General features: G+C 42.4%; 11 protein-coding genes and 2 pseudogenes. 5 read left to right on the top strand and 8 right to left on the bottom strand.

Features of this window, described 5'->3' with window-relative positions:
- Positions 1–339: 339 nt before the first annotated feature.
- The 8 genes from NG346_RS13620 to NG346_RS13585 form a co-directional block, all read right to left on the bottom strand.
- Entirely contained in the window at positions 340–894 is a 555-nt protein-coding gene (locus tag NG346_RS13620; RefSeq protein WP_262281216.1) for an ORF6N domain-containing protein, read from the bottom strand.
- Positions 895–1,282: 388 nt separating this feature from the next.
- Complete coding sequence (locus NG346_RS13615) at positions 1,283–1,582, bottom strand: hypothetical protein (protein ID WP_262281217.1); 300 nt, start codon at positions 1,580–1,582, stop codon at positions 1,283–1,285.
- Between the two features lie 21 nt (positions 1,583–1,603).
- Positions 1,604–2,272 carry a ParA family protein gene (locus tag NG346_RS13610; protein WP_262281218.1) on the bottom strand — a complete coding sequence of 223 codons (669 nt, stop codon included), beginning with the start codon at positions 2,270–2,272 and terminating at the stop codon, positions 1,604–1,606.
- Between the two features lie 151 nt (positions 2,273–2,423).
- Complete coding sequence (locus NG346_RS13605; protein WP_262281219.1) at positions 2,424–3,335, bottom strand: hypothetical protein; 912 nt, start codon at positions 3,333–3,335, stop codon at positions 2,424–2,426.
- Between the two features lie 2 nt (positions 3,336–3,337).
- Positions 3,338–3,685, bottom strand: coding sequence for a plasmid mobilization protein (locus NG346_RS13600; protein ID WP_262288878.1), 348 nt, complete (start codon positions 3,683–3,685; stop codon positions 3,338–3,340).
- A gap of 96 nt (positions 3,686–3,781) precedes the next feature.
- A complete protein-coding gene (locus NG346_RS13595) occupies positions 3,782–5,359 on the bottom strand; it encodes a relaxase/mobilization nuclease domain-containing protein (protein WP_262281221.1) in 1,578 nt (525 codons plus the stop codon).
- A 653-nt stretch (positions 5,360–6,012) separates the two neighbouring features.
- Positions 6,013–6,390: a hypothetical protein gene (locus tag NG346_RS13590; RefSeq protein WP_262288877.1), complete on the bottom strand. Its 378-nt coding sequence runs from the start codon at positions 6,388–6,390 to the stop codon at positions 6,013–6,015.
- A 161-nt stretch (positions 6,391–6,551) separates the two neighbouring features.
- Positions 6,552–8,297 (bottom strand): hypothetical protein, encoded by a 1,746-nt coding sequence (locus NG346_RS13585; RefSeq protein WP_262288876.1) that lies wholly within the window; start codon positions 8,295–8,297, stop codon positions 6,552–6,554.
- A 496-nt stretch (positions 8,298–8,793) separates the two neighbouring features.
- Here NG346_RS13585 and NG346_RS13580 point away from each other — a divergent pair, with 496 nt between their 5' ends.
- From NG346_RS13580 to NG346_RS13560, 5 genes and pseudogenes are all read left to right on the top strand, one after another.
- Entirely contained in the window at positions 8,794–9,042 is a 249-nt protein-coding gene (locus NG346_RS13580) for a toxin-antitoxin system protein (protein WP_262288875.1), read from the top strand.
- Positions 9,042–9,308 carry a type II toxin-antitoxin system YafQ family toxin gene (locus tag NG346_RS13575; protein WP_206081805.1) on the top strand — a complete coding sequence of 89 codons (267 nt, stop codon included), beginning with the start codon at positions 9,042–9,044 and terminating at the stop codon, positions 9,306–9,308. Before NG346_RS13580 ends, NG346_RS13575 begins: the two co-directional genes overlap by 1 nt.
- Positions 9,309–9,428: 120 nt before the next feature.
- Positions 9,429–10,367: pseudogene (locus NG346_RS13570) on the top strand (DNA methylase); the annotation flags it as partial.
- Positions 10,368–11,035: 668 nt separating this feature from the next.
- Positions 11,036–12,967, top strand: a complete 1,932-nt coding sequence (tet(Q), locus tag NG346_RS13565) for a tetracycline resistance ribosomal protection protein Tet(Q) (protein ID WP_262288874.1) — start codon at positions 11,036–11,038, stop codon at positions 12,965–12,967.
- Positions 12,967–13,095, top strand: a pseudogene (locus NG346_RS13560) (two component system sensor kinase); the annotation flags it as partial. The gene tet(Q) and the pseudogene NG346_RS13560, both read left to right, overlap by 1 nt.
- Positions 13,096–13,355: the final 260 nt, after the last annotated feature.

Below are 13,355 nucleotides of genomic sequence, written 5' to 3'. Positions count from 1 at the left end.
AGTCATATCTTTACAGTTATATATCTTAATTACACTATAAAGGTACTGATTTTCAGCAAGATAAACAAAGAAATAAAGTTAATATATATTTACTTATTGGTAATATATTATAATGCGTAAAAGACTATAAATTAGCCCCTTAAAGTGGCTATGAAGTTATACACAAACTTGACACCCTAACTTGTAGACAAGGAAATCATTGACTATGGCATAAGTTGGAACGATGAAAGCCTGACGGCACATTTTTACGACAAGGATTATTACAATCCCCACGAGGACAAAACGGATGGCGAACTTCCGCCTTTCTAATCCAAATAAAGCATCATAAAGAAGTTGTCCTTACTTCTTCTCAAGCGTTGTCTCCATGGAGAACTTCACAAAACCAAGGTTAAGTCCAAAGGTAAACTTCTGCACCTTAATAGGGAGAGGGTCTTGAAATATCGTATTCATAAGCCCTTTCACTGTGCCTTGTTCTTTTTCTGTAGGTACACCGCCATTGGCTATTGTGTCGTTTATATGCTGTAATCCTCTGGCAAGCACTCTTAATTTAGTGAAGGTGTTTATGATTGCAAATGTCACGTCCTTGGCCATTGGAGATTTGAGGATAGTTGCAAGCATATATAGTCCTTGTTCTGTAAAAGCATAAGGTAACGTTCTGGAAAAGCGCAAGTTACCGAGGTGGTCACAATTTGTTACCACCTCTTGCTTTTCGTCTTCTCCAAGTTGGAACATATAGTCTGGAGGGAACTTGTCTGCATTCCTTTTCACTGCCTGATTGACCGCCTTAGTCTCGACTCCATAGAGTTCCGCTACATCACGGTCTATGATAACCTGTCTATTACGAAGCGTAATAATACGGCTCTCAACATTTGCTATCTGCTTGTCATCTTCCATGCTTGCAAAGGTACATATTTTTTAGTTAACGACAACCCTGTCGCGCCCAAATTGCGACTATATCGTGTGTACGTCCTCCAATAGCTTCGTGCTTTATGATTTGACATTCCTATGTATGTCTCTGTTTCATGGTTTGAGTTTTGGTAGTCTATCAGCCAATTGTCATATTCGGCGATGATGTTGTGAAGTGCCGACAGGCACTCGTACAAAGGAATGTCTGAAAACATCAATTCTCCATCCACTTTGAAGCACTCTCCAAACAGTCCACTGCACGGATCTCGGTAGATGTCGTGTGGTGGAGCCGGTTTATTCCATATGTGTTCAACGAACTTAATATCCATGATTGAAAATCAATTAATCAATTCATTCAATCAATTAATTGATTTTATTAAAGTTTGGAAAGCTGCTCGTCAATCTTGTCCGCATTGGCTTCAAGGAATACCCTTACAGCCGCATTCAACAAGTATCTTACAGGGTATTTCATACCCGAAAGTTTCAGCTTCTCCAAGGTTTTCTTCACGTTAGTGTCAAGGTAGATTTGCTCACCTTTGTCACCGTTCCTCGTTGCTTTCTGTTCCTCTGCTATCTCCAGAAATCTTTTCCACTCGTTAATCTTCTTGGAATTCACCCCGGCCAGTGTCTCGGCCATTGTGTCCTTGGTGGACGCATTGTTATATCCTCTTGACATATCAGTTACACATTTGAGTAATTACTTAAGTCTGTTTAATTTATTCGTGATGGTAGTCCATGGTGCTTGCGTTGCAAGCATCTGGTATTTGGTGGTAGATAAGGTGTTGTAACGCTGCACTGCCACACCTTTCTTTACACGGTATGTCACCCGTCCGAGTTTGCTTAGCTGCTTGTTAGCTTCTTCTGCCTGTTCCTTTTCCTCCTTCGTACCGATATGTTCCTCGACACGGTTGGGAATGAAGAAAAGTCTTTCTTTCTCTTGTCCTATCTCCTCTGACATGAGAATTTGTATGAACTTCAATGTTGACTTGAAAACATTGTAGTCATAACCAAATGGAATGGCGACCGCATCTGCTGTCTGGAGAATTGGAGCCAGCCCGGGGAAAGCCATTGCGCCCGGAGCGTCAATGAGGACATATCCATCATATTGAGCTGCTTCATCAAGAGCCTTGGTTGTCTGCTCAAAGCTCATTGCATTTATTCGCTTTACTTCCCATGATGGCTTTGCGGTAGGATTGGCTTTAAGATCATCCTGTCTCCTGTCATAAAGTGTCTGTTGTATGTCAGCATCGTACACTATGACTTTCTTGCCTTGCTCGGCCAGCCAATGAGCCATCATGACACAAAGGGTCGACTTTCCCGTACCTCCTTTTTGGTTGGCGAAAACAATAATTCTGTTCTTGGCCATATTCAATTGATTAATTGATTGAATGAATTGATTAATTGATTTTATATCGGATGCAAATATACGAATAAAATCCTTGTATAAATCAGCTTTAGTAGACTTTAACTAAATAATCAATTAATTGATTGGCTTAATCAATTAATTGATTATTCGATTAGTTGTTATTTTCATCGTAATTAATGGATTCCTTGTAGAGCCTTTTGCCGTACTGGGCATCCATCTCCTTTTGGAAGGCAGCTGCTGTCTTTGGGTTTCTTGCTTTATAGATTATCCAATAGCGGTAGTCCGGCATTCGCTCTATAACATCATTGGCATTCTTCAGAGCCTGTTCCGCAGCTGTTTGTCTGGCATGAGCATTGTGCATCATGACCAGCCCACCAACGACACAACAAATACTGATGCAAACGGCAAAGGTTATCCAGACCCATCTTCTCTTGAAGAAGTCTTCCACCCACTTTGCTGCAGTCCGGACTCTTTCACGTCCTTCATAGCTTGCATTATTGATATTTTTGATGCTTTGCCGTGCGGTCGAGTCCATTTCCTCTTTGGCTTTCTTGACCACTTCCTCGGTTCCGCTACCCTCTCGGCGAATGCTTGCCTTTTCCGCTTCCGCAGTTCTGTGAAGTTCGTCCTTTAGTTCTGCAAGTAGACCGTTCGTGTTTGATGTCGTGAGAATACGGTTCGTCTGGCGCAACAGTTCCGCATCCTCTCTTGGAAGGGATGCAGAAAAGTGGAGCCCTTCAAGTCTCTCGCCAAGTCCGTTGTTGAACGTATTGATGGATTCAGAAACATTACTCAAATGCGTATTGACTCCATCGGTAATATCCTTTACCATGTCCTTTTGTTTCTGTTCCCGGACTTCCTTTGTTTCCGTCCTCATGGCATCCGCCATCACCTTCATTGATTTGGAGATTGACGACATATCAGACTTGATGGACTTGATTTCTGTATCAAGCTCACTGCTGTTGTTCCCTTTCGCCGAAAGTCCATCCACCTTCTTTTCAATATCATCGAGTTTGTCTTTGATGGGCTTTAATGGGTCTTGCATTGTTCCTGGCATTGCCATAATCATTGATTGTTTAGATGTTCGACTTCTTTTTCTACTAACATATCGAGCTGCTTTATTATGCTCATGAGCTGCTGGAGATCCTCAGGCGGAAGTGCGCCTGTTAGATTGAACCTGTAAGCCAATTGATTGAGATTGTCAGATTCGTTGGCTATTTTTCGCAGTGCATCTGTAAACTCTATATTCTGCACATGGAGGGTCTTGTTCATCAAGACCCAATACATGTATTCAGCCAATGGCAGTTCCACTTCATCGGCCTTTGCCTTTAGCTTTTGCTTGTCGTTTAAGGACATACTTACTTGGATTCGCTTATTCCGTTTGTTATTCGGGTCGCGTTTCTTTGCTTGCATGAACCATCTTTTCTTCTCTATTAATTTACTGTCTGACATACAATTACATTAATAATTGATTAATCGAGTAATTGATTTATATAATCAATTAATTGATTATCTTCTTGGATGCCACTTAGGTTTGTTCTCACGCTGCACCGTCTGGACTCTCTGCTGCTGTTCTTTCTTCGTTTCCTCGGCCTTCCGGGCTTTCTCCTGTTCCTCTTTGGCTTCTTTCTCCTTGCGTTGCTGCTCCGCTATACGCTGCCTTTCGTCCTCTTCCTCCTGTCTCTTAATAGTGTCAAACAATCTCAAATCCACGCCGAGACTGGCCACTCTGTGAGTGACATCCTTTTTGCCGTTGTTGGCAGTAACTGTGTAGTTGTCATTATCGTCCTTGCCGAAATGAATGTCACTGTCTTCAAGAAGAAGGATGAAGTCTTTCATAGAAAGATGCTCTTTGATACAACGGCCTGCTGTATCCTCAATGATGCCTTTAAGCTTAGCTTTCCTTTCATTGGCTTCAGCCCTTGACTTGGCTCTCTTAGCTCTGGTGGCGGTGGCCGTATTCTGCGATGTTACATTCTTTATTTCAGCGAGTTCTTCTTCAGTAAGTCCAATTATGGTCTTGACATCCATAGGCATATCTTCTCCGGACGGATTATCCTTTACCGTCTGTTGGTCTTTTGGTTGTACCTCGACCGTTTCATCGATTTTGTTCTTGTCCGCCTTTGCTTCCTCTTCCTTGCGTAATTTATCAACCTTGCGCAAGTATTCCTCCATCTCCTTGTGTCCTTTGATGGTCTCAAAGAGAGACGTGTCGATGCCGAGACGTGTAGCCTTATATGTCAGGTTCCTCCCGTGATGCCCGGCAGTGATGTTGTATCGTCCCTTTCCATCCTTCCCAATGAAAATTCCGTTTTCCTTCAGAAGGGAAACAAAGTCTTTCATCAGAAGGTCTTTCTTGATGAAGTAGTTTGCCACACCTTCAACGACTTCCTTTAGCTTCTTCTTCCATTCGTCAAGTTGAGCCTTGGACCTCTCCCTTCTATCCTTCTTAGCTTTTGCAGTTTCTGCCCTGTGTTTGGAGGAAGCTTCCTTCAACTTCTCGATGTCTTCATCGGACAGTTCCTCGCCAGATCTGACCGCCATAGCCTTTTCTTCTCCAAGCTGGTCTTGGACGAACTTAAGCCATTCTTCGTTACGCCTGTCAAGGCCGGGAGCGAAGTGAAGACCGTTCTTCTTGCTTGCAGCCCATGCAGACTGGGACATCTTTGCTCCGATAAAGCCAGTGTCAAGTCTGGTACCGTCAAACTTCGTTGTGAGTAATATCATATGGTAGTGGTCACAGTCGGTGTTGATATGCTCCGTGATTATCCACGGAGTGTTTTCAAGGTCGATTCCTCGGGCTTGACATTCTTGAAGAAAATCCGTTACATATTTGTCTTTTTTGTCCGGATTGTCTTCAAGAAGTTTTTTGTCCTTGGAGCTGTGCGACAGGACAATATTAATGGCTTTCACCTCATACTTGTCAGAACAGTATGCCTTCATATAGGCAAGCTGCGTCTTGGCTGACGAGTATTGGGGAATGCCATTCGAAGCTATAACTTGACCGCCTTTCTCACGTTGGTTAAGGGCACGGTCATAGATATAGCTTCCAACGAGCGAACGTGTCTGTGATACGGTAGCGAGCATAGGCGAATTCTTTAACTTGTTAATGAATGAGCCGTCGGCAGCTTGTCTGCCGAAGCGGGTGGGGAGCGATAGCGGGGAGGGTTGCAAACCCTACCCATGGGGGTGTCGGGGGCCTCCCCTGACCAAGATGCTCGTTGGCGGTAGTTAATCCCCACTGGGGATTAACTGACGTCAAAAGAGACATCTTGCCTAATTTGCGTATCTCCGCACTTGCAAAGGTAGTGGATTGGAGTGAAACTACAAAATAAATCGACAGATTTTTTTGTAGGGAACGGAAAGTAACGGACTGAGTAAGTGGGGAGATCTCGCAAATTACCATGCCACGGAGGGAGTTCGCCGGGACATGCACGCTCAGAGCCGGACGTGTCTCTTGTGCTGCCATCGGCTGCAGCACATGTGACACAGGACGGATATTTTGCGTGATGGACAGGCGGACGGAAGGAGTGGCTTGTTCGTGAGCAATCGTCCGGTTCCGGGTTCCTGGTCTGTTTTCGCATCATAGTTTGTCTGAAAGATAAACAATAAGGGAAAACAGATTAGGCGGAACAGGAAGATGCACACGTAAAAAATGTCGATACCTACTTTTTATCGGCTTTACTATTACGAAATATATTTACATTTTATTTAATCGATCATATTACTCATATATGTAATCAATCCTTAAATGGAATTTTCTTCATGGGCTTGGGGTTAGGATCGAACATGTCTTGCATGCCTACTTTGCTGCCCCTTATCTCCAGCACCCTTTTCAAGAAGTCAAACTTTGGGTCTTTGCTGCGTATGAAAAGGAGGTACTTCACAAGTGTTGTTGAAGTACCACCGCCATGCTCGATGCGGTAAACGGATTCGTACCGCTCACCGATGGCCTTTGCCACTGCTCCGACAGTGAGCTGCTTATGTTCATCGTCAAACTCTCCGTATTCATTCGCTCCGAATTTCTCTCTCCATGCAGAGAAAGCGATGCCCACCGAGCTCATCAGCGGAAAGTTGTCGTAATCACTCTTAATGTTCTTGTAAGTTGCCTGTGCCATACTTTACTCTTTAAGTTAACAATGCAAAGATACGAAGAAAAATCTAATCATTACATATTTGCGTAATAAACAAAGTTAATACACAAATGCGTAATCGTTAAATATTGTATTACACAAATGCGTAACATTAAGAAAAGGACTTCTTCCCCTAATCTCGCTTTCTAACTCTTCCCCCTGGTTGTATCGTCTGAGGGAACATTCGACAAGAACTCCTTGAAGATATTGGCCACAGCTTCTTCGGTGACACCAAACGGGAAATGAAAGTGTGCTCCACCTGATATTTTATGAAGCTCATCGACACCGTCCCACCACTTCCTTACAGTTTTTCTATCCAGCATTAGTTCCCTTGCACATTCCGACTTATTCGAGGAAGTCGGATGCTCGTATCTCCAAGCAGCCACAATCCATGCCTTTTTACTATTGGCATAAGTTTCTTTTTTGCGTCCATTATTTTCATCCCAAGCACCCTTCTTTGCTCTTTTCCTTCTAAAATCCCTCAAAAGTCGAGCCTCCTCCAAATGTTCCGCCTGCTTTCTCCAATTCCTTCTGTTTCCTTCCGGCATACTCAATCCCGTAAGATATTCTATGCTGTTTTTAGGAAAAGTACAGTAACCTATTTTGTAGGCTTGCAAAGCATCCTGTACGTCTTCCTTTGAGAAGTGGTTGTCCTCATCCTTAGTAAGTCTGTCCATCCTATCGACGAGGGAAAAAGCATCACTCTTCAACTCTTCCTCTGTAATATCACACTTCACAGCATAAGCAGCGAGAGCCATCATACAGAAATAGCGATGTCCCTGCATAATTTTCTCACTATCGTCTCGTAACCTACGCAACCACCAATCGTATAAATCCCTTTTGATGTGCCATTTCCTTGGAGTCGTATTACCATTCACAACAACCCTTTCATACCACTCAGGCCATCTTCTTTCCGCCTCTTTCAGTGTAACTCCATTAGGGTTATATCTTCCCTTCTCAAGTTCCAAAACTTCGTTATCAGTCAATGCTCCTATCTTTGTGGTCTCATGCTTTGTAAATTCATTCAGTTGAGCCAAAGTATAAAGCTCGCTGTCCTCATTATAAAAGGCCCGAATTGTTTCTCCGAACTTTGTTTTGGTGCCAGGTAATCTGAATCCTTGAAGAACACCTTGATACTGCCTCTCCTTCAAGGAAGAAGTGTAGGTATTCCATGCTATATTAGTAAGACTTCTTTTCAGCTTATTCAGCAGCTCCATATTGGTTGCGAAAAGCGGCACTGGCTTCTTCAACAAATAATACAAATGCAGCCCATGGCCACTGTTCACTATAATATTGGCAACAGGAGAGTGTTGCATGACCTGTCCATTTTTAAGTTCATGAGGCAACATTTGCCAGATTACATCTTGTATTTGTTTCATGCCGACCCCATCAAGATCTACTGTAAACGCATAAAGGTATCTTGCATTCTTACCAGTACGGTTTCTACCAACATATGTAATGGGAGAAGATACCACAAAGTTCTTCCCTTCAATCCTGTCAAGACAGTTTTGATCGTCTTTAGTGATAATAGTGTGAACCTGGATTCTACTTCCGTCTTTCCGCCGTCTGTCAGTAAACTCTATTGCGATTGGGTTGTATCTGAAAAACGGAAGGTCATCATAGTTAATCTTCTCTTCAAATGGCTCAGATTTATCATGTGTCTTGCGCCAATCATGCATACGAGCGACCCATTCATCCTTTTTCTTCCTCCAAGCAAGATATTCAGGGCTAAGAGTCTCCTCAAAAGGATCTGTATCGTGAGTATCACGTGCAAAGACGTACTTCAAGAAATCAGCAAGATAGATTTCTTGAAAATCAAAAGAACTCTCTGGCCCAAGAAGAAATTCATTCTTCTCATTGAACGCCTTAATATAGTCTTCCGTTTGTGTCATATTTTACAAAAGTTAACAAATCAATTAATTACGTTAACATTTCGCTTCCGCAATACCATTTAACACTTGTAAGGTTACTTAACCTACACAATGTCTCATCAGTAACATTCACTCCCATATATAATCCTTTCTGAGTTAAGCCAACATACTAAGAAAAGAGAATTCACACAAAGAGAAGCTACCGCAACACCCAACTCAACCTTCCTTCGTATGCTGTACCATTAAAGAGCAGGTGCCTCACTTCGTTCGGCACTCTTAGGGTGGCGTATATTATCAATATGTTTTTTTCCCCACTTGTCACGATGCAAAGATAAGCATAAAAATCGTATCAAGCAACAAAGTTTGGAGATAATTTTAAAGAGCAGGCGCCTCACTTCGTTCGGCACTCTTAGGGTGGCGTATATTATCAATATTATATTTTCCTCACTTTTGACGTAAAACATTTGGCAGTGCGATTTCAAATGACTACATTTGCATACGATAAAAATGAAAGACTATGGCAACATTAAGCAATTCAACATCAGTACGCCTGCCGAATGATGTAATGGGCATCTTAAAAAGCCAGGCTAAGGAAGAGCATCGCAGTGTGAGCAACTACATCCGTATGATCCTCACAGAGTTTGTGAAGCACAAACGACAGGAGCCTAATGCGACGACACGTGCAGCCATCGAGGAAGCCCGGTCGGATATGGATCTGGAGGAACTGGATGTTGACCACTTCAAAGACTTTGTAGCCTCTCTATGATGACACTGAAGTTGACAGGTCAGTTCAAGAAAGACCTCAAGAAGTACAAACACGCTACAGATCTGCTTGAAGAACTGGAGAAGGTTCTCAAAGAACTACAAAGGAATGGGGTTGTTTCTAAAGAACACAATCCCCATCCTCTTATTGGTAATTACAAAGATTGCATGGAATGCCACGTGAAAAGTGACTTTTTGCTAATATGGTTCGACAAGACAAAGCCTGTCATCAAGCTGCTTCGTCTAGGAAGCCACTCTGAACTATACTGAAAAAATCCCTAACAGCTTTGAACATTATAATCTATGGCAAATACTAATTTAGGTAATGCAAAAGCCGCTAATGTTCCATTAAAGAGCAGGTGCCTCACTACGTTCGGCACTCTTAGGGTGGCAATGGACGAAAAATCGGGCATGAATTTCTCGGAATACATGGCGTTGCTCTCCGGCAATACCGACCTGTTGGACAAGGCGAAACTGGAAAAGCGGATCGCATCGCTCGAAGGGGAACGCAAGTCGTTCAACAAGGGCAAGCGTGATTCGGAGTTCAAGCTGGAGTCAAAGACCGGCGAGTTGCGCAACAACACGGCTTTCATAGATGCCATGACGGAGGACTGGAACCGCTTCCTGTCGGTGGTGCAGACCGACAAGGAGGGCAACCGCCTTAATATAATAAAGGTGGACGGAGTGGATTCCGCCGATGAGAAGGTCATCGGAAAGCGTTTGCAGGAGATAGCCAAGAATGCCACGACCGGAGGGTTGTACACGCAGGTCGGTGAACTTTACGGTTTTCCGATAAAGGTGGTGAGCGAAAGGATACTCAAAGAGGGATTGGAGTTCACCGACAACCGCTTCGTGGTCGAGGGGAACTACAAGTACACCTACAACAACGGGCATCTGGCGATGGCTGACCCGTTGGCCGCCGCCCGCAACTTCCTCAACGCGATGGAGAGGATACCCTCCATCATCGACCAGTACAAGGCGAAGAACGAGGTGCTGGAGATGGAGATACCGCAGTTACAGGAGATAGCGGGTAAGGTGTGGAAGAAGGAGGACGAGCTGAAGCAGTTGAAGTCCGAACTTGCCGCCCTTGACCGAAAAATTCAGCTGGAGCTTGCGCCACCCACGCTCGAAGTCGCAGAAAAGGAGAATGAAGGGCAACAGCTCAAGCCGGAAGCGGAAGATGTGAGGAACAGGCAGGCGCAATATCCCGAAAATGCACCGCCGCAGATACGCAGTCCGGCGGATAGTATCGTTGCCAACCATGTCATAATCGGGCGTCCGGGACTGTATGCCAAGGAGGAAACCCGGTCCAAAGGATTGAAAATATAACCTAAGGAATTTTATCTGAAGTATTAATAAGGGCTATCCCAAAAGGTCTAAAAGTAAATTTTATCCTTTCTGCAAGTATCTATAGGATGGCAACTGCATTTTTTTCTTTTTGGGCAGCCCTTATTAAAATTTATTCTTATTTTAGGTTATATACATTCATGTCCATTTATGTAAAAAATTCCTGCTGACCTTGTTTATGTCTTGTCAGTCACCATTTGCAAAACCATATTTGACCCTCAAAGAGGCTGAATTTGATAAGTAACTTGCTACATACTCATAATAAGGAGCTAAATAGAACACGAATGGGAAATACACAAATGCTAAACTAAAGAAGATATTGGCCAAAATAAACGCTATACCGAGAGAGAAACTTGATTTTTCAACTTCCTAAAACGGTGTTGTTCAAACATTTCTACTTATTTGTACTTGCCAGTTGAACCTACGCTTCCCTAATAAAATGTCTATGGTAAAAAGTTAAAAAATCCTTAAAAAATCCTCCCACTTTTGTTAGATATATTTTTTTGTGTAATTTTGTAATCGTTATGCGGCAGTAATAATATACATATTAATACGAGTTAGTAATCCTGTAGTTCTCATATGCTACGAGGAGGTATTAAAAGGTGCGTTTCGACAATGCATCTACTGTAGTATATTAATGCTTAATCCAAATGAATATTATAAATTTAGGAATTCTTGCTCACATTGATGCAGGAAAAACTTCCGTAACCGAGAATCTGCTGTTTGCCAGTGGAGCAACGGAAAAGTGCGGCCGTGTGGATAATGGTGACACCATAACGGACTCTATGGATATAGAGAAACGTAGAGGAATTACTGTCCGGGCTTCTACGACATCTATTATCTGGAATGGAGTGAAATGCAATATCATTGACACTCCGGGACACATGGATTTTATTGCGGAAGTGGAGCGGACATTCAAAATGCTTGATGGAGCAGTCCTCATCTTATCCGCAAAGGAAGGCATACAAGCGCAGACAAAGTTGCTGTTCAGTACTTTACAAAAGCTGCAAATCCCGACAATTATATTTATCAATAAGATTGACCGTGCCGGTGTGAATTTGGAGCGTTTGTATATGGATATAAAAACAAATCTGTCGCAAGATGTCCTGTTTATGCAAACTGTTGTCGATGGATCGGTTTATCCGGTTTGCTCCCAAACATATATAAAGGAAGAATACAAAGAATTTGTATGCAACCATGACGACGATATATTAGAACGATATTTGGCGGATAGCGAAATTTCACCGGCTGATTATTGGAATACGATAATCGCTCTTGTGGCAAAAGCCAAAGTCTATCCGGTGCTACATGGATCAGCAATGTTCAATATCGGTATCAATGAGTTGTTGGACGCCATTACTTCTTTTATACTTCCTCCGGCATCAGTCTCAAACTCAAACAGACTTTCAGCTTATCTCTATAAGATAGAGCATGACCCCAAAGGGCATAAAAGAAGTTTTCTTAAAATAATTGACGGAAGTCTGAGACTTCGAGACGTTGTAAGAATCAACGATTCGGAAAAATTCATCAAGATTAAAAATCTAAAGACTATTTATCAGGGCAGAGAGATAAATGTTGATGAAGTGGGTGCCAATGATATCGCGATTGTAGAAGATATAGAAGATTTTCGAATCGGAGATTATTTAGGTGCTAAACCTTGTTTGATTCAAGGATTATCTCATCAGCATCCCGCTCTCAAATGCTCCGTCCGACCAGACAAGCCCGAAGAGAGAAGCAAGGTGATATCCGCTCTGAATACATTGTGGATTGAAGACCCGTCTTTGTCCTTTTCCATAAACTCATATAGTGATGAATTGGAAATCTCGTTATATGGTTTGACCCAAAAGGAAATCATACAGACATTGCTGGAAGAACGATTTTCCGTAAAGGTCCATTTTGATGAGATCAAGACTATCTACAAAGAACGACCTAAAAAAAAGGTCAATAAGATTATTCAGATCGAAGTACCACCCAACCCTTACTGGGCCACAATAGGGCTGACTCTTGAACCCTTACCGTTAGGGTCAGGGTTGCAAATCGAAAGTGACATCTCCTATGGTTATCTGAACCATTCTTTTCAAAATGCCGTTTTTGAAGGGATTCGTATGTCTTGCCAATCTGGTTTACATGGATGGGAAGTGACAGATCTGAAAGTAACTTTTACTCAAGCCGAGTATTATAGCCCGGTAAGTACACCTGCTGATTTCAGACAGCTGACCCCTTATGTCTTCAGGCTGGCCTTGCAACAGTCAGGTGTGGACATTCTCGAACCGATGCTCTATTTTGAGTTGCAGATACCCCAAGCGGCAAGTTCCAAAGCTATTACAGATTTGCAAAAAATGATGTCTGAGATTGAAGACATCAGTTGCAATAATGAGTGGTGTCATATTAAAGGGAAAGTTCCATTAAATACAAGTAAAGACTACGCCTCAGAAGTAAGTTCATACACTAAGGGCTTAGGCATTTTTATGGTTAAGCCATGCGGGTATCAAATAACAAAAGGCGGTTATTCTGATAATATCCGCATGAACGAAAACGATAAACTTTTATTCATGTTTCAAAAAACAATGTCATCAAAATAATGGAGCGGTCAGGAAATTTCTATAAGGCAATACGGTTGGGATATATACTTATCTCCATTCTTATCGGATGTATGGCATATAATAGCCTCTATGAATGGCAGGAGATAGAAGCATTAGAACTTGGCAATATTTTCTTGTTGCTTGCTCATATTGTCTATCATTATTTGTTGCTAAATTAGCAATAATAAAGGGGCTGAACAAGAATAAAATAATTGTTTAACACACTGAATATTAGCATTTTGAAGCAATATAAGCTATCAATATACCGTAAGCGTATCGGTATTCACGTATTGCCACAAAAAACTGATCAAGAGAGGAGGCTTGCCCAGTTTTGTTAGTCTTTTGTGGAAGGTTGCCAACGGTCTGGCAATAGGTTTCTATAATTCTC

Source organism: Hallella absiana (assembly GCF_025457485.1).
Lineage (GTDB): Bacteria > Bacteroidota > Bacteroidia > Bacteroidales > Bacteroidaceae > Prevotella > Prevotella absiana.
The sequence above is the reverse complement of the archived record's forward strand: the minus strand, read 5'-3'. Positions and strand labels throughout refer to the sequence as shown.

Excerpts from the sequence above, each read along its gene's own strand:
- NG346_RS13610 (WP_262281218.1), bottom strand. The coding sequence starts at position 2,272 with ATGGCCAAGAACAGAATTATTGTTTTCGCCAACCAAAAAGGAGGTACG.
- NG346_RS13620 (WP_262281216.1), bottom strand. The coding sequence starts at position 894 with ATGGAAGATGACAAGCAGATAGCAAATGTTGAGAGCCGTATTATTACG.
- NG346_RS13615 (WP_262281217.1), bottom strand. The coding sequence starts at position 1,582 with ATGTCAAGAGGATATAACAATGCGTCCACCAAGGACACAATGGCCGAG.
- NG346_RS13590 (WP_262288877.1), bottom strand. The coding sequence starts at position 6,390 with ATGGCACAGGCAACTTACAAGAACATTAAGAGTGATTACGACAACTTT.
- NG346_RS13605 (WP_262281219.1), bottom strand. The coding sequence starts at position 3,335 with ATGGCAATGCCAGGAACAATGCAAGACCCATTAAAGCCCATCAAAGAC.
- NG346_RS13580 (WP_262288875.1), top strand. The coding sequence starts at position 8,794 with ATGGCAACATTAAGCAATTCAACATCAGTACGCCTGCCGAATGATGTA.
- NG346_RS13595 (WP_262281221.1), bottom strand. The coding sequence starts at position 5,359 with ATGCTCGCTACCGTATCACAGACACGTTCGCTCGTTGGAAGCTATATC.
- NG346_RS13585 (WP_262288876.1), bottom strand. The coding sequence starts at position 8,297 with ATGACACAAACGGAAGACTATATTAAGGCGTTCAATGAGAAGAATGAA.
- NG346_RS13575 (WP_206081805.1), top strand. The coding sequence starts at position 9,042 with ATGACACTGAAGTTGACAGGTCAGTTCAAGAAAGACCTCAAGAAGTAC.
- NG346_RS13600 (WP_262288878.1), bottom strand. The coding sequence starts at position 3,685 with ATGCAAGCAAAGAAACGCGACCCGAATAACAAACGGAATAAGCGAATC.